Source organism: Rothia sp. SD9660Na (assembly GCF_030064065.1).
GTDB lineage: Bacteria > Actinomycetota > Actinomycetes > Actinomycetales > Micrococcaceae > Rothia.
Genome location: NZ_CP125946.1, coordinates 1,952,552 through 1,967,705, shown reverse-complemented (window position 1 = coordinate 1,967,705; position 15,154 = coordinate 1,952,552). Strand labels below are relative to the sequence as shown.

Annotated in this window: 14 protein-coding genes; 11 read left to right on the top strand and 3 right to left on the bottom strand. The window is 58.1% G+C overall.

Translation table 11 applies throughout. The features are described 5' to 3' along the window. Positions 1-61: 61 nt before the first annotated feature. Positions 62-772, bottom strand: a complete 711-nt coding sequence (locus tag QM007_RS09250; protein ID WP_283489694.1) for a GntR family transcriptional regulator — start codon at positions 770-772, stop codon at positions 62-64. Between the two features lie 71 nt (positions 773-843). Here QM007_RS09250 and QM007_RS09245 point away from each other — a divergent pair, with 71 nt between their 5' ends. Genes QM007_RS09245 through QM007_RS09235 form a run of 3 tightly spaced genes read left to right on the top strand, consistent with a single transcriptional unit; the run spans position 844 to position 2,934 of the window. Then, a complete protein-coding gene (locus QM007_RS09245; protein WP_237187252.1) occupies positions 844-1,296 on the top strand; it encodes a hypothetical protein in 453 nt (150 codons plus the stop codon). Between the two features lie 19 nt (positions 1,297-1,315). Further along, positions 1,316-2,383: a tryptophan--tRNA ligase gene (gene trpS, locus QM007_RS09240; protein ID WP_377126000.1), complete on the top strand. Its 1,068-nt coding sequence runs from the start codon at positions 1,316-1,318 to the stop codon at positions 2,381-2,383. Between the two features lie 20 nt (positions 2,384-2,403). Further along, complete coding sequence (locus QM007_RS09235; protein WP_283489693.1) at positions 2,404-2,934, top strand: 2'-5' RNA ligase family protein; 531 nt, start codon at positions 2,404-2,406, stop codon at positions 2,932-2,934. A gap of 62 nt (positions 2,935-2,996) precedes the next feature. Here the strand turns inward: QM007_RS09235 and QM007_RS09230 are convergent, their stop codons facing one another. Next, a complete protein-coding gene (locus QM007_RS09230; RefSeq protein ID WP_283489692.1) occupies positions 2,997-4,337 on the bottom strand; it encodes a hypothetical protein in 1,341 nt (446 codons plus the stop codon). A 101-nt stretch (positions 4,338-4,438) separates the two neighbouring features. After that, positions 4,439-5,548, bottom strand: coding sequence for a mannose-1-phosphate guanylyltransferase (locus tag QM007_RS09225; protein ID WP_283489691.1), 1,110 nt, complete (start codon positions 5,546-5,548; stop codon positions 4,439-4,441). A gap of 315 nt (positions 5,549-5,863) precedes the next feature. On the opposite strand from QM007_RS09225, the gene sdhC reads away from it, so the two are divergent. The 8 genes from sdhC to QM007_RS09185 all read left to right on the top strand — a co-directional run bounded on the left by sdhC (position 5,864) and on the right by QM007_RS09185 (position 15,153). After that, positions 5,864-6,244 (top strand): succinate dehydrogenase, cytochrome b556 subunit, encoded by a 381-nt coding sequence (sdhC, locus tag QM007_RS09220; protein WP_237187242.1) that lies wholly within the window; start codon positions 5,864-5,866, stop codon positions 6,242-6,244. A gap of 3 nt (positions 6,245-6,247) precedes the next feature. After that, the gene (locus tag QM007_RS09215; protein ID WP_283489690.1) at positions 6,248-6,733 is read left to right on the top strand and encodes a succinate dehydrogenase hydrophobic membrane anchor subunit; all 486 of its coding nucleotides are present in this window, start codon (positions 6,248-6,250) and stop codon (positions 6,731-6,733) included. A 40-nt stretch (positions 6,734-6,773) separates the two neighbouring features. Further along, positions 6,774-8,537, top strand: coding sequence for a succinate dehydrogenase flavoprotein subunit (gene sdhA / locus QM007_RS09210; RefSeq protein ID WP_283489689.1), 1,764 nt, complete (start codon positions 6,774-6,776; stop codon positions 8,535-8,537). 1 nt (position 8,538) lies between these two features. Further along, the gene (locus QM007_RS09205) at positions 8,539-9,324 is read left to right on the top strand and encodes a succinate dehydrogenase iron-sulfur subunit (RefSeq protein ID WP_135011168.1); all 786 of its coding nucleotides are present in this window, start codon (positions 8,539-8,541) and stop codon (positions 9,322-9,324) included. 73 nt (positions 9,325-9,397) lie between these two features. After that, entirely contained in the window at positions 9,398-10,621 is a 1,224-nt protein-coding gene (locus QM007_RS09200; RefSeq protein ID WP_283489688.1) for an amidohydrolase, read from the top strand. A gap of 304 nt (positions 10,622-10,925) precedes the next feature. Next, positions 10,926-12,020 carry a BMP family lipoprotein gene (locus tag QM007_RS09195; RefSeq protein ID WP_283489687.1) on the top strand — a complete coding sequence of 365 codons (1,095 nt, stop codon included), beginning with the start codon at positions 10,926-10,928 and terminating at the stop codon, positions 12,018-12,020. 228 nt (positions 12,021-12,248) lie between these two features. Continuing rightward, positions 12,249-13,868 (top strand): ABC transporter ATP-binding protein, encoded by a 1,620-nt coding sequence (locus QM007_RS09190; RefSeq protein ID WP_283489686.1) that lies wholly within the window; start codon positions 12,249-12,251, stop codon positions 13,866-13,868. Then, the gene (locus QM007_RS09185; protein ID WP_283489685.1) at positions 13,855-15,153 is read left to right on the top strand and encodes an ABC transporter permease; all 1,299 of its coding nucleotides are present in this window, start codon (positions 13,855-13,857) and stop codon (positions 15,151-15,153) included. The genes QM007_RS09190 and QM007_RS09185 overlap by 14 nt, the downstream gene beginning before the upstream one ends. The last annotated feature ends 1 nt before the right edge of the window (position 15,154 follow it).

Below are 15,154 nucleotides of genomic sequence, written 5' to 3'. Positions count from 1 at the left end.
GCCGAGTGCATACCCACAGCGTATGCACTCGGCGATTCTTGTATGCACTCACGGAAAAGAACTACCTCTTGACCTCTATCTCAAAGTCATAGCGGTCGCCCCGGTAGAGGGTCTGGGTACTTTCAACGGGCAGACCGCGCACAGTATAGCCGACTTTTTCAAGGCGTAAGGCGGCTGCTCCGAGGGGGACACCCAGCTGGGCTGCTTCCGACTGGGTTAGGTTGGTGGCTAGTAACCGCACGGAGGCGGTCTCTACCTGAAAGCCGGACGCCCGCATCTGGGCATCGAGTGAGGCGGACACTTCTGGCTCCACATGGGAGAAGGCCTGGGGTAGGAAATGGGCGGTTTCAAGGGCGATGGGGGAGCCGTCCGCCTGCCGGAGCCGCTGAATCTGAATCACCTTGGCGCCGGCATCCAGGCGTAAATCTCTCTGTACTGCCAGGGGCGCTTCAATCAGGTGGCAGGACAGAGTGAGGGAGTGGGGTCGGTGGCCGCGGGCGGTCATATCTTCGGTGAAGGATTGTAAGGACGGGGCCCTCATGAGGTGTTTGCGCGGAGCAACAAAACTACCTGACCCCTGTACATGGTAGATAAGACCTGCTTCAGCTAGTTCCCGTAGGGCCCGGCGGACGGTGTCGCGTGAGACGGAGAAGATATCCTGCAGCTGCCGTTCTGTGGGCAGGGGCATGTTCTCATCGGCCGGGCAGATATAGCGCTCTTCGATGAGCCTGGCGACCTGCTGGTACTTCGTTTCACGTGATGAGGGCATCATGTACCCCACTTTACGCTTAAGTTGGGCCTGCGATTCAGCGCGGCCTGGCTTCCTTTGACATAATAGAGGTCATGCAGTCGAACGGTTCAGAAAAAACAGCACAAGAGCAGAACACTAAGGTCGTCCTCATGGGGGCGGGCATCGGCATGGCAATTCTCGTTGCCCTGCTGGCCTGGGCCATCGTCCAGTCAGCCCGCGAAGAGTCGGTGCTGGGTTGGATTCTGGCCGGTATTATCGCAGCCTGGCTGGGTATCGCAGCCTATCTCCTGGTGAACGTCAACCGTACCCTGGTTGCCCAGCGCAAGGCCTACGAGGAGCACGCTGTGAAGCGCGCCGAGTACGAGTCTGATGTGCACACCGAGAAGCTCGCCCACTCTTTCCAGATTTGCCTGGTGCAGTCAAAGGTGATTGCCGAGCAGCTTGAGGTCAACGACGAAAACTCCCGCGACATGATTGATCGCGCTATCGACACCATTAACTTCACCGCTAAGAACGGTATGGAACTGGCCCGTGAAGGGGCCTAAACACAGCGAAGGACGCCCCGTGAGCAAGTCACAGCAGACCACCCCCGAAGAAAACATCAAGGCTAAGATTCCCAACGCGGCAACCGGTGCGCCGCGTGCTTTCTCGGGCGCCCAGCCGTCCGCGGATTCCATGCACCTGGGTAATTACATTGGTGCGGTCAATAACTGGGTTGACCTGCAGAAAGACCACGAGTGCCTCTACTTTATTCCCGATATGCACTCGATTACCGTGCCCCAGGACCCTGCGGTTCTGCTGGAGCGCACCCGCAAGACCGCGGCCCAGTACATCGCAGCCGGTATCGACCCCGAGAAGACCCCGCTCTTCGTGCAGTCGCATGTGCCCGAGCACGCCCAGCTGGCCTGGGTGCTCAACTGCATTACCGGCTACGGTGAAGCTGCCCGCATGACCCAGTTCAAGGACAAGGCAGCTAAGCAAGGTACCGATAACGCCTCGGTGGGGCTCTTCACCTACCCCGTCCTTATGGCAGCAGACATCCTGCTCTACCAGGCCGACGTGGTGCCGGTGGGTGAGGACCAGCGCCAGCACCTGGAGCTGACCCGCAACCTGGCCCAGCGCTTCAACTCCCGCTTTGGCGACACCTTCGTGGTGCCTGAGCCGGTCATTCTCAAAGAGACTGCCAAGATTTACGATCTGCAGACTCCGGACTCCAAGATGAGCAAGTCAGCAACCACCGATAAGGGCATTATCTGGTTGCTTGATGACCCCAAGAAGACCGCCAAGAAGATTAAGGGCGCAGTTACCGACGCCGGTAGCGAGATTACCTATGACCGCGAGAACAAGCCCGGTGTTTCTAACCTGCTGTCCATCTACTCGGCTGTGACGGGCAAGGCCATTGACGACATCGTTGCTGAATACGAGGGCAAGATGTACGGCCACCTCAAGGTTGACCTGGCCGAGATTGTGGTTGAGGAACTGTCGCCTATTCGTGAGCGCGCCCTGGAACTCATGGACGACCCGGCGGAGCTAGACCGTCTGCTGGCTATCGGTGCCGGTAAGGCCCGTGAGATTGCCTCTGTGACCGTGAAGAACGTGTATGACGCGGTAGGCTTCCTGCCCGCCCTCTAAGAGTTAGACGACCTAGCCTGGTGGCTTCTTCACCGACCATAGACCCCGACCGCAGGTACCTCAGCATTGTTGCCGAGGTGCCTGCGGTGGTGTCTGCGCGCCTGGTCAGCTGGCGGGTGAGCCAGGGCCTGGTAGGCCCCGTTGCAGAAAGCTGTCACATTACGATTTTGATTAGCGAGGACGCCGGCGGCGACCCCCTGCGCTCCATTGAGCAGGTGGTGGCCGGCATTGGCCCCGTGCAGGTGGGCCTGGGCCCGGCTGCAACCTTTGAGCCGGTTACCCCCGTAACCTACCTCCCCGTTGTCGCCGGGGCAGATAGGCTCACCCTGATTCATGCAGCCTGCCAGGAGGCGGTAGGGGAGTCAGTGTCACCTTTTCCCTACGAGCCGCACCTCACCCTAGCCAACCATGCCCCGGCCCCTGCCCTGGCGGCGTCCTTACGCGACTTTGCTTTTCTGCCCCCTGACCTGGCTTGTTTTACCGTAAATCAGCTGACGGTCTACCGCTATCACTCAGGTAGCTGGCAGCAGCTGGGAACAGTAAATCTATAGCAAAAGGCCCTGCTTCTTCGCATTAAGAGCGAAGAAGCAGGGCCTTTTGGGCGAACTGTGTCTTAGTGGTCAGAGTCCACTTCGGTGGTGGTGACCAGTTCAGCGGTGCGGGAGATGCCGTTGATTTCGTTAGGTACCTCGGGCAGGTCGATGCTGGCAAATACCTCGGCGGTGCCGTCCGCAATCTTCGCCAGAGAAACAACGTGTAGCTTCTTGGTGGCCGGGTCGGTGACGTAGGCGGTTTCACCGTCAACCCAGATGGCGGGGCGGGGGTTCTGCCAAACCTCGGACTCAGTCCAGGAATCCATGATGTCAACGGATCCCAGCTCGGTGCCGTCCTCAGCCCAGAAGCGCAATTTACCGTCGGTGGTCAGCAGCAGGTGGGAGCCTTCGGGGCCGCGGGCTAGCGAGCGGAAGGTGTAGGAGACGCCGTCGGGCAGGGCAATCTTGGTGCGCTCCTTAGTGATGGTGTTAATAAGGGCGAACTGCTCGGGGCGTTCGAGCTCGGCTTCTTTGTCGGTTTTGTAATCCGCAAGGACGATAGCTGAGTCAGCTGAGCCGGCCTGGTTGCCGGAGCGGGAGTAGGGATCTTCGGGGTTGGTGACCTTGGTGAAAGTACCGTCTGCATAGATTAGGGCGCCGTCCTGGCAGCCGACGGTGAAGGTGTCATTAGCGGCGATGGCTTCGCCGTGAATTCCGGGGCAGTCCAGGTTTTCGGTGACTACAGAGCCGTCGGCGTTGATGACGGCGGCGCCGGTGCGAGCGTCCTCAGTGCCTACTGATACCAGGTACTGGTTATTTTCTAGAGGGATGGCTAGGCCATGGTGGGCGTCGGGCAGGGTAATGGTTTCGGTGCTGATGCTGGTAGCGGTGTACTGATCAGCGCCGGTCAGGTCGGCGGGGGAGTAGATCTCAATGGTGCCGGTGTTGTCGGCGAACATGGCTGAGCGACCGTAGTCGGTGATGACGTGACCGGTACCGTCTGCTGCAAAGGATAGGGAGGTGAGAGCGGGGGTTGTGGTGTAGTAGTGGTCGTGGTCGCCGTGGGCCTGGGTCCAGGCGCCCACGTCAAGCATGGTGTAGGAGGAGCCGTCTGCTACAACCAGATGACGGTTGTCGCCAGCGGGCTGCAAGCGTAGGAAGCCTTCTTTTTTAATGGTTTCGATGACTTCAAAGGTCTTGCCGTCTACAATCATGATTCCGCCGTCGTAGGTGAGGGCGATACGGGCTGAAGGGGTGGAGGCTTCGGTGATAGCTGCGCGTTCCGCGGTTGCGGTGGCGCTGGCTGCCTCGGAGGAGCTAGTGGAGGTGGCGGAGGGGGTGGACGCTGCCCCGCAACCTGCCAGGGTTAGGGCAAGGGTGGCGCCGATGAGGGTGAAAAGAGGTCGTGAGGTGTTCTGCATGCCCACCAGTCTAAACTAAACGAGAATCATTTGCATAATGTGAGTGTCAAAAAAGACCCGAACCGAGAAAACGGTGCGGGCCTTTATGTAACTTTGGTGGGCTAGAGCAGGTTGTCCTGGCCCAGTTCTTTCAGGGTGTTGACGGTGTTTTTCACGCTCTGGGCGTCGTCGCGTACGGTAACAAGTAGGGCATCTGCGGTGTCAACGATAACAACGTCCTCAATGCCGATGACGGAAATCTTACGGCCGGTGTTGTTGACGACGATGCCGGTGGATTCTTCGCTAATGACGCTGGACTTATCACCCAGCACGAAGAGGTTATCACCGCTCTTTTCGATGTTGAGGCGGGCTACGGCGTCAAAATCTCCTACGTCATCCCAGCTGAAGCGACCGGGAACCATGGCGACGTCGCCAGCTGCGGCAGCGGGTTCGGCTACTGCATAGTCAATGGCGGTCTTGGGCAGGGTATCCCAAAGACGGTTGATGCAGGCTTCACGTGCGGGGGTGTCCCAGGCGCGGGCAATTTCCATGATGCCGGCGTAGAGCTCCGGTTCGTTAGCTTCAAGGTGCTGCAGCATAAGGGCCGCAGGGGCAACGAACATACCGGCGTTCCAGGTGTAGTCACCGCTGGCGACGTACTCGGTTGCAGTGGCCTCGTTGGGCTTTTCGACGAACTGCTCAACAGCCATGACGCTGGGTGCGTCTTCCAGGCCCAGGTTCTGAGTTGCCTTGATATAGCCGAAGGCTGTAGAAGGCTCGGTGGGTTCGATGCCGATGGTGACGATTTTGCCTGAGGCAGCTGCATGCACAGCTTCGCGCACTACAGCCTGGAATTCCTCGACGGGGCTGATGATGTGGTCAGCGGCGAAGGAACCGATAATAGCCTCAGGATCGCGTTCGTGCAGAATAGCGCAGGCAAGGCCGATGGCCGCCGCAGAGTCACGAGGTGAAGGTTCGAGTACCAGGTCAGACCCGCGCAACTCGGAGAGCTGCTGGGTGACGGCGTTGGCGTGAGCCTGCCCGGTGACGACAAGGACGCCGTCAGCTGCAAGATCAACCAAGCGATCGTAGGTAGCACGGAGGAGGGATGAACCTGTCCCGGTCAGGTCAAGCAGAAATTTAGGTTCTACGGCGCGAGAGAGGGGCCATAGGCGGGACCCTACGCCGCCGGCCGGAATGAGGGGGTAGAACCGTTCAAGTGGTGTTCTCATTGTTTCTACAGTGTACCCAGAATTGAAGTCATAATGATGAAATCTTTTCCTTAAACTGTACGGCGCCGGTCACTTTTGACAGAAAACTTCACGGCGGCTTCCGCATGATAACGCCGATAGCTGGCTTAAGGGCATTAAAACCTTGCCTATTTCCCGGAAATGCGGGGTCAGGAGATGGTGACACGGTGTAAGTAAGTAGCCCTAAAACCTGCTAATCTTGCTGTTGAGTAGAACACACAATACGTATGTTGCGTGGGCGCACAGATGGGCTCAATCTATCGGTGTGTCGCTTCGCATCACACAGGAGGTTATTCAGTGCCGAATACATCCAAGGGCACGCTGTACCGCGGCCGTGAAGGTATGTGGTCGTGGGTTGCCCACCGCATTACCGGTATCGCCATTTTCTTCTTCCTACTGGTTCACGTGCTTGATACCGCCGTTGTCCGCGTCTCTCCCGAGGCCTACAACGCCGTCATGCACATCTACAAGAACCCCATCATGGGTCTGGGTGAAGCTGTTTTGGTAGCAGCTATTGTCTACCACGCCTTTAACGGTATCCGCATTATCCTGGTGGACTTCTGGAAGAACGGCGCCAAGAACCAGAAGGCTATGCTCTGGGGCGTCCTGGTGCTCTGGGCCGTCGTCATGGTTCCCTTCCTCGTCCGTCATCTCATGCTCGTCTTTGGGGGTCACTAAGACATGGCAACTCCTCTGAAAACCAAGATTTCGGTTCCCCGTAGCCGCGACAACACCGTCTCGGGTGTCAAATACAACCGAGCCTCGTCTAAGCGCAATAACTTCGAGATGTTCGCTTGGCTCTACATGCGTGTCTCCGGTGTTCTGCTGGTCATCCTGATTTTCGGTCACCTCTTCGTCAACCTCATGATGGGCGAAGGCGTACACCGCATTGACTTCGGTTTTGTCGGCGGTAAGCTGGCTAACCCCTTCTGGCAGGTCTGGGACCTTCTGCTCCTGTGGCTGGCTATGCTCCACGGCGCTAACGGTATCCGCGTCATCATCGATGATTACGCGGAAAAGGACGGCGTGCGCTTTGCCCTGAAAGTAGCCCTCTTCCTAGCCACCGCTTTCGTGATTCTGCTGGGCACCCTGGTCATCTTCACCTTTGACCCCTGCCCCGCCGGTGCATCCGCAGACCTTCTGCCCTCCTTCTGCACCGCTCCGTAAGCCATTGGCTCTCTAGATTGTAGAAAGAAGCATTCACACAATGCAGGTACATAAGTACGACGTCGTTATCATCGGCGCAGGCGGCGCAGGCATGCGAGCCGCTATCGAAGCTGGCCAGCGCGTCCGCACCGCTGTGCTCACCAAGCTCTACCCCACCCGCTCCCACACCGGTGCTGCCCAGGGCGGCATGTGTGCGGCTCTGGCTAACGTTGAAGAGGATAACTGGGAGTGGCATACCTTTGACACCATCAAGGGTGGCGACTACCTGGTAGACCAGGACTCAGCTGAGGTCATGGCCAAGGAAGCCATTGACGCGGTTCTTGACCTGGAAAAGATGGGCCTTCCCTTCAACCGTACTCCTGAGGGCCGTATTGACCAGCGCCGTTTCGGTGGCCATACCCGCGACCACGGTAAGGCTCCTGTACGCCGCGCCTGCTACGCGGCAGACCGCACCGGCCACATGATTCTGCAGACCCTCTACCAGAACTGCGTCAAGCACAATGTAGAGTTCTACAACGAATACTACGTCCTTGACTTGGTCATGGTTGAGGACGAGGACGGCGTCCGCCGCCCCGCTGGCGTAGTCTCCTACGACCTGGCCACCGGCGACGTCCACGTCTTCCAGGCCAAGAGCGTTATTTTCGCCTCCGGTGGCTGTGGCAAGATCTTCAAGACCACCTCCAACGCCCACACCCTGACCGGTGACGGTATGGCCATTGCCCTGCGCAACGGTATTCCCCTGGAAGACATGGAGTTCGTGCAGTTCCACCCCACCGGTCTTGCTGGTCTGGGCATTCTGGTCTCTGAGGCCGCCCGCGGTGAAGGCGGCATTCTGCGTAACTCCGACGGCGAACGCTTCATGGAGCGCTACGCCCCCACCATTAAGGACCTGGCTCCCCGCGATATTGTGGCCCGTTCCATGGCGAACGAGGTACGTGAGGGCCGAGGTTGCGGCCCCAACAAGGACTACGTCCTGCTGGATCTGACTCACCTTGAGCCCTCCCATATCGACGAGAAGCTCCCGGATATTACCGAGTTCGCTCGTACCTACCTAGGCGTTGAACCCTACACCGAGCCCGTCCCGGTCTTCCCCACCGCCCACTACGCCATGGGCGGTATTCCCACCAACATCAAGGCAGAGGTCCACTCCAACTCTGAGGACATCATCCCCGGCCTTTACGCTGCCGGTGAGGTCGCCTGTGTATCGGTCCACGGCTCCAACCGCCTGGGCACCAACTCCCTGCTCGACATCAACGTCTTCGGTAAGCGCGCCGGTATCTACGCGGCAGAATACGCAGCCTCAGCTGATTTCCTGCCCGTCCCCGACGATGCCGCCGATGCCACCCTGGAACTGCTCAACCAGATCCGCAAGGGCGAAGGCACCGAAAAGGTAGGCCAGCTGCGTAAAGAACTGCAGGACGTCATGGACGCCGACATGCAGGTGTTCCGCACCGAGGCAACCATCCACAACGCCGTCAACAAGATTGTTGAGCTTGAAGAGCGCTACAAGAACATCCAAATTCAGGACAAGGGCAAGCGCTTCAACCTCGACCTGCTTGAAGCGGTCGAGCTGGGCTTCCTGCTAGAACTGGCCAAGGTTATGTCTGTGGCTGCCCTGCACCGCAAGGAGTCCCGCGGCGGTCACTTCCGCGAGGACTACCCCGACCGCGACGACGCCAACTTCATGAAGCACTCAATGGTTTACCTCGATGAGAACGCCGAGATGGAGGGTATCAAGGGTCTGCGTTTTGATACCAAGCCCGTGACCTTCACCCGCTACGAACCGATGGAGCGTAAGTACTAAAATGGCTGATTTTGAAGCACGTGAACCCGAATCCAAGGTTGAGCTGAAGTCTGAGTCAGGCGAAGCGGGTGCTATTCCCACCTTCGACGTGACTGTGCAGGTTCGCCGTTACAACCCCGAAGAGTCAGCAGAGGCCCACTGGGACGAATTCAAGCTGACCATGTATGGCACTGACCGTGTGCTCGATGCCCTGCACAAGATCAAGTGGGAGATCGATGGCTCGCTGTCCTTCCGTCGCTCCTGTGCCCACGGCATCTGCGGCTCCGATGCTATGCGCATCAACGGCCGTAACCGTCTGGCCTGCAAGACCCTGCTCAAGGATCTTGATCTGTCCAAGCCGATTACCGTTGAGCCCATCAAGGGTCTGCCCTGCGAGAAGGACCTTATCGTAGATATGGAACCCTTCTTCCAGGCCTACCGTGAGATTATGCCCTTCTTAGTCAACGATACCCACGAGCCGGAGCGCGAGCGCTACCAGTCCCAGGAGGACCGCGCCCGCTTTGACGACACCACCAAGTGTATCCTTTGCGCTGCGTGTACCTCGTCCTGCCCCGTCTTCTGGACTGACGGCCAGTACTTTGGCCCGGCAGCTATCGTTAATGCCCACCGCTTCATCTTCGACTCTCGCGATGATGCTGGCGATATGCGTCTTGAGATTCTCAACGATAAGGAAGGCGTCTGGCGTTGCCGCACCACCTTCAACTGCACCGAGGCCTGCCCTCGCGGTATTGAAATTACCAAGGCAATTGCCGAGGTTAAGCAGGCTATCCTAGCCCGCTCCCTCTAAAGGCCGGCAGAAAGTCGCGTTCCACGTCCGCTGTGGAGCGCGACTTTTTTGTGCGAGGGGCTACTCTATATACATGACGTCCTCAACCGCAGCCGCGCACACCCTGAACCTGGGCACCCCTATCTTTGCCCAGCGCATTCGCTCTCTCCTGCCTGAACTCATTAAGTTCCGCAGGGACGTCCACCAGAACCCTGAGCTTTCCTACTTAGAGAACAAGACGACCGAGCGTATTTTTCGTACCCTCACCGAAGCGGGGCTGGCCCCCAAACACTTGAAAGGTACCGGCTGTTATGTGGATGTAGGTTCTGGCTCGATGGCTGCAGCCCTACGAGCCGATATTGATGCCCTGCCGATTCAGGAGGAAACCGACCTGCCCTACGCATCGCAGGTCGATGGCGTCATGCACGCCTGCGGCCACGATATTCACCAGACCGTCATGCTGGGCGTAGCTATTGCCCTGCACCGGCTACATAGCGAAACTCCACTGGGCGGCACCATCCGCATTATCTTCCAGCCCGCTGAAGAGCAGTTGCCCGGCGGGGCGGTGGACGTCATTGCCCAGGGTATCCTTGAGGGGGTGCCCCGCGCCTTTGCCCTGCACTGCGAACCCAAGGTTGACGTGGGTAAAATTGGAACCCGCATCGGTGCTATTACCAGTGCCTCCGATACCATCAAAATCACTCTCAAAGGCCGCGGTGGGCACACCTCCCGCCCCCACCTGACCGAAGACGTTATTTACGCGCTCTCTCAAATTGCTATTAACGTGCCGGCGGTGCTTTCTCGCAAGACGGACGTGCGCTCCGGCGTGCTGGTTGCCTGGGGGCAGATTGAGGCGGGGGTGGCTCCCAATGCTATTCCGTCTACCGCTTTTTTGGCGGGTACCATGCGCTGTCTGGATGCGGATGTCTGGAAGCAGGCCGGCGCCATGCTTGATGAAGTGGTCGACCAGATTGCTGCCCCCTACAACGTAGAAGTTGAACTGGAGCATTTCCGGGGAGTGCCGCCGTCCGTCAATACCGAAGATGAGGTGGCCATGATTGAGGCGGCCTCCCGCGTGGAGCTGGGGGAGGACTCTGTGGTTCTGGTGGAGCAGTCCATGGGCGGGGAAGACTTTGCCTGGATGCTCCAGGAAGTGCCCGGCGCCCTGATTCGTTTGGGCACCCGTGTACCCGGCGGAGTAACATACGACCTGCACCGGGGTGACTATGCGCCGGACGAGCGCGCCATCGAGTACGGGGTGCAGGTGATGGCTGCAACCGCGCTGCGGGCTATCCGCTCGGAGCTACCTCGCAGTTAACGTCCGGCAAGTTACTGGCCAGTAAGTTTTTTCAGAAAATTTTTTGCGAGGGTAGGACGCTGGCCCCCGCTGCCTGGGGTAGCCTCCTGCCCTGTGTGATTAGTTCAAACGCTCCACGGTGTGATTAAACAGCAGTGGCCTGTTATGCGGTTCACGTTCTTTAAGGTGAATCGGAGGTGAACGGGAAGCTAAATCACACTAAGATGTGTTGTGTTACGCAAAATTTTCTCTGAAAGCACCACTCACACACAGGTGGCGTACACTATGCGCCGCCAGCTTTCAGGGCCGTACGAAAAGGACCTTCATGGCTTTCTCACGTAAGCACGTTGCTTCCACCGGTTCCATTCTGGGCATCTCAGCCCTGCTTCTGTCAGCTTGCGGCGCTGCCCCCGAAGAATCATCATCAGCTTCCGGCGAAGCAGCCGACTACAAGGGTTGCGTCGTTTCTGACTTCGGTGGCTTCCAGGATAAGTCCTTCAACCAGAACTCCTACAAGGGCCTGCAGGACGCCGTATCTGAGCTTGGCATCGACATGGCAGAAGCACAGTCTTCATCAGATACCGACTACGCTCCTAACGTTAACGGTATGATCCAGCAGGGCTGCAACATCACTGTTACTGTTGGCTTCGCTCTGTCAGACACCACTAAGGAAGTCGCAGAGGCAAACCCTGAATCACACTTTGCAATCGTTGACGATAACGCCATCGACCTGCCCAATGTTCGTCCCATCATCTTCGATACCGCCCAGGCTGCCTTCCAGGCAGGCTACCTTGCAGCTGCTCAGACCAAGACCGGTAAGGTAGCAACCTACGGTGGTGCCCAGTACCCCACCGTCACCATCTTCATGGATGGCTTTGCTCAGGGCGTTGCCTACTATAATGAGCAGAAGGACGCCAACGTTGAACTCCTGGGTTGGAATGTAGAGAGCCAGTCAGGTACCTTCACTGGTGACTTCGAAGACGCTGCTAAGGGCAAGACCAACACCCAGACCTTCTTGGATCAGGGCGCTGACATCATCCTGCCCGTTGCAGGCCCCGTAGGTTCCGGTACCCTCGAAGCCGTCAAGGAGTATAACGCCACTAACCCTGAGAACCCCGCATCGGTTGTTTGGGTTGACTCAGACGGCGTTGAAACCAACCCCAACTTCTCAGACATTATCCTGACCTCCATCATGAAGAAGATGGACGCAGCTGTCACCGAAACCATCAAGTCTGACTTCGAAGGTAACTTCACCGCTGAACCCTACGTCGGCACCCTTGAGAATGACGGTGTTGGCCTGTCACCCTTCCACGACTTTGACTCAGCAGTCTCAGACGAAACCAAGGCTGAACTCGACAAGATCAAGGAAGACATCATCGCCGGTACCATCACCATCGAATCAGAGGCTTCACCCAAGTAGTCTCTCCCGGCGCTGAAAGCCTCCTTTCAGTCACCCAACAGCGGCTCACCCCCTTGCACTCGAGGGGAGTGAGCCGTTTGTCTGGTAAAAGCCTCTGGCCCATAGCCCTGAGCCACGAACAGTCTTTAGGGTAAGCGACTAACCCGCTAAACTAGGCACAAGCACTCCTTCACTCTGCAGCCCCCGGGGTCGCAGTGTGCGTCCGGTTCTCAGACAGAAAGCCACCCCATGAAACTCGAATTGCGCAAGGTCACCAAACGTTTCGGTGACTTTACCGCGAACGACAGCATCGACCTTGTGGTCCGCCCCGGCACAGTACACTGCCTGCTGGGTGAAAACGGCGCGGGTAAGTCCACCCTCATGAACGTTATCTTCGGTCTCTACCAGCCCACCGAAGGTCAGCTCTTCATCGATGATCAGCCGGTCGATTTTTCGGGCCCATCGGATGCTATGGCGGCAGGTATAGGCATGGTGCACCAGCACTTCATGCTGGTACCCGTTTTCACCGTTGCCGAAAATGTGGCCTTGGGCTCAGAATCAGTCAAGGGCGGAACCCTTGACCTTGAGACTACCCGCCGTAAGATTCGTGAAATCTCTGACCGCTACGGCTTTGCAGTCGATCCCGACGCTATTGTTGAAAACCTACCCGTTGGTGTGCAGCAGCGTGTTGAAATCATCAAGGCTCTGGTGCGTGATGCTGAGACCCTCATCCTTGATGAACCCACCGCTGTGCTCACTCCCGCTGAAACCGACCAGCTACTGGGCATCATGAACCAGCTCCGCAAAGACGGGAAGTCCCTGCTCTTCATCTCCCACAAGCTTCGCGAAGTTCGTGAAATTTCTGATGACATCACCGTCATCCGCCGCGGCAAGGTAGTTGGCCACGCTGACCCCTCCATGTCGACCACTGAGCTGGCCTCTCTCATGGTGGGTAAGGCCGTTCAGCTAACCGTCGAAAAGTCCCAGGCTCAGACCAACCAACAGACCTTTGCTGTTGAAGACCTCACCTTAGTAGCCGATAACGGCGTCCCCCTACTCAAGGATGTCAGCTTTACCGTGCACGGCGGCGAGATTCTCGCCGTTGCCGGTGTGCAGGGTAACGGCCAGACCGAGCTGGCCGAATCTATCATCGGCCTGCACCCCAAGGCCACCGGCTCTATGAAACTCAACGGTCATGAGCTTCTTGGGAAAACCACTAAGCAGGTGCTGCGCTCCGGAGTTGGTTTCGTGCCCGAAGACCGTAGCAAGGACGGTCTGGTCGGCTCCTTCTCCATCTCAGAGAACCTGATTCTCGACCTCTTTGACACCAAAGACTTCTCCTCAGTAGGCACCCTGAACCGCACCAAGATTTCTGAAAATGCCGACCGGGCGGGAGCCGAGTTCGACATCCGCATGGGCTCCAAGGAACACGCAGCCTCCACTCTCTCCGGCGGTAACCAGCAGAAAATCGTTGTTGCCCGCGAGCTCTCCCGCCCCCTAAAACTCTTTGTTGCATCCCAGCCCACCCGCGGCGTCGATGTTGGTTCTATCGAATTCATCCACAAGCGCATCGTCGAAGAACGCGATAAGGGCGTGCCCGTCATCATCGTCTCTACCGAACTCGACGAAGTTTACGGTCTAGCAGACCGCATCGCCGTCTTCTTCCACGGGGAGCTCATGGGAATCGTTCCGCCCAGCACCCCGCGCTCCGTTCTTGGCCAGATGATGGCAGGAAGCACCTATGAGGAAGCCCTCGCAGCTTCCGCAGAACACGAAGAAGAAGCCCCCAGCACTTCCCACGCCAAGCACCTGGCGGGCCCCAATACTGAGACCCCCTGGGCAGAAGGAGAAGAGAATGAGCGAGCATAAGCCCGCAACCCCGCAGGTAGACCCTGCCCTCGCTGCCGATACGGTAGTTAAAACCCCGCCCCAGGACGTCCCCTCCCCGCTGGTAGCTACCGAGAAGCCCTCCACCTTCGCTCGTATCGCAGGTGGGAATATTGGGCTCTCCATCGGTGCAGCTCTTGCCGCCTTTATCGTGGGTGGCATTCTCATCGCTTTCACCGACCCGGCAACCCAAAAAGCGGCAGGCTACTTCTTTGCTCGACCTATGGATGCCATCAGCGCCGGGTGGTCTGCAGCCACTGACGCCTACATGGCCCTGCTCCAGGGGTCTATCTACAACCCCAACGGCAAAACCTTTGCCCAGCAGATTCGACCCATTACCGAAACTCTGACCATGGCAACCCCCCTCATTTTCGCGGGTCTAGCTATCGCGCTCTCCTTCCGAGCTGGTCTCTTCAACATCGGTGCCCAGGGCCAGATTATCCTCGGTGCTATCGTCTCCGGCTGGGTAGCCCTCAATGCTGGGCTTCCCCTGCCCCTTATGATTCCCCTTGTCCTCATCGGTGGTCTGATCGGTGGTGCTATTTGGGGCGGCATCATCGGCGTTCTCAAGGCTAAGACAGGCGCCCACGAAGTCATCCTGTCCATCATGATGAACTACATCGCCGCTAACCTCCTGACCTACCTGCTTAAAACCCCCGTGCTGCAGCGCGAAGGGAGTGCAAACCCCATCTCAGATCAGGTCGGCGCTAACGCGATTTTCCCTCTGATTCTTGGCCCCTCCTTCCGCTTGCATCTGGGCTTCATCGTCGCTGTTCTAGCAGTTATCTTTGTGAGCTGGATCCTGAACCGCTCTACTATCGGCTTCCGCCTCCGAGCGGTCGGTGCAAACCCTAATGCTGCACGCACCGCAGGTATCTCTGTCGCCTCCGGGTACATCATCGTGATGGCTCTCTCCGGCGCCCTCGCAGGTCTTGCTGGTACCGCCCAGGTTTCCGGTACCGAAAAGGTTCTTAGCACCGGTGTTGCAGGCTCACTTGGCTTTGACGCTATCACCGTAGCCCTGCTCGGACGCTCTACCCCCTGGGGCACCTTCTTCGCGGCCCTGCTCTTCGGTGCCTTCCGTGCAGGTGGTGTCTCCATGCAGATCTCAACCGGAACCGACATCGACATCGTTCTGGTTCTTCAGGCTCTGATCGTTCTTTTCATCGCGGCGCCCCCGCTGGTTCGATCCCTGTTCCGCCTGCCTGACCCCACCGGCAAGCCCAAGAAAAAGAAGTCAGCTAAGAAGAAGGCCGTGGAGGCATAAC

Excerpts from the sequence above, each read along its gene's own strand:
- QM007_RS09250 (WP_283489694.1), bottom strand. The coding sequence starts at position 772 with ATGATGCCCTCATCACGTGAAACGAAGTACCAGCAGGTCGCCAGGCTC.
- QM007_RS09245 (WP_237187252.1), top strand. The coding sequence starts at position 844 with ATGCAGTCGAACGGTTCAGAAAAAACAGCACAAGAGCAGAACACTAAG.
- QM007_RS09230 (WP_283489692.1), bottom strand. The coding sequence starts at position 4,337 with ATGCAGAACACCTCACGACCTCTTTTCACCCTCATCGGCGCCACCCTT.
- QM007_RS09225 (WP_283489691.1), bottom strand. The coding sequence starts at position 5,548 with ATGAGAACACCACTTGAACGGTTCTACCCCCTCATTCCGGCCGGCGGC.
- QM007_RS09215 (WP_283489690.1), top strand. The coding sequence starts at position 6,248 with ATGGCAACTCCTCTGAAAACCAAGATTTCGGTTCCCCGTAGCCGCGAC.
- sdhA (WP_283489689.1), top strand. The coding sequence starts at position 6,774 with ATGCAGGTACATAAGTACGACGTCGTTATCATCGGCGCAGGCGGCGCA.
- QM007_RS09205 (WP_135011168.1), top strand. The coding sequence starts at position 8,539 with ATGGCTGATTTTGAAGCACGTGAACCCGAATCCAAGGTTGAGCTGAAG.
- QM007_RS09200 (WP_283489688.1), top strand. The coding sequence starts at position 9,398 with ATGACGTCCTCAACCGCAGCCGCGCACACCCTGAACCTGGGCACCCCT.
- QM007_RS09195 (WP_283489687.1), top strand. The coding sequence starts at position 10,926 with ATGGCTTTCTCACGTAAGCACGTTGCTTCCACCGGTTCCATTCTGGGC.
- QM007_RS09190 (WP_283489686.1), top strand. The coding sequence starts at position 12,249 with ATGAAACTCGAATTGCGCAAGGTCACCAAACGTTTCGGTGACTTTACC.
- QM007_RS09185 (WP_283489685.1), top strand. The coding sequence starts at position 13,855 with ATGAGCGAGCATAAGCCCGCAACCCCGCAGGTAGACCCTGCCCTCGCT.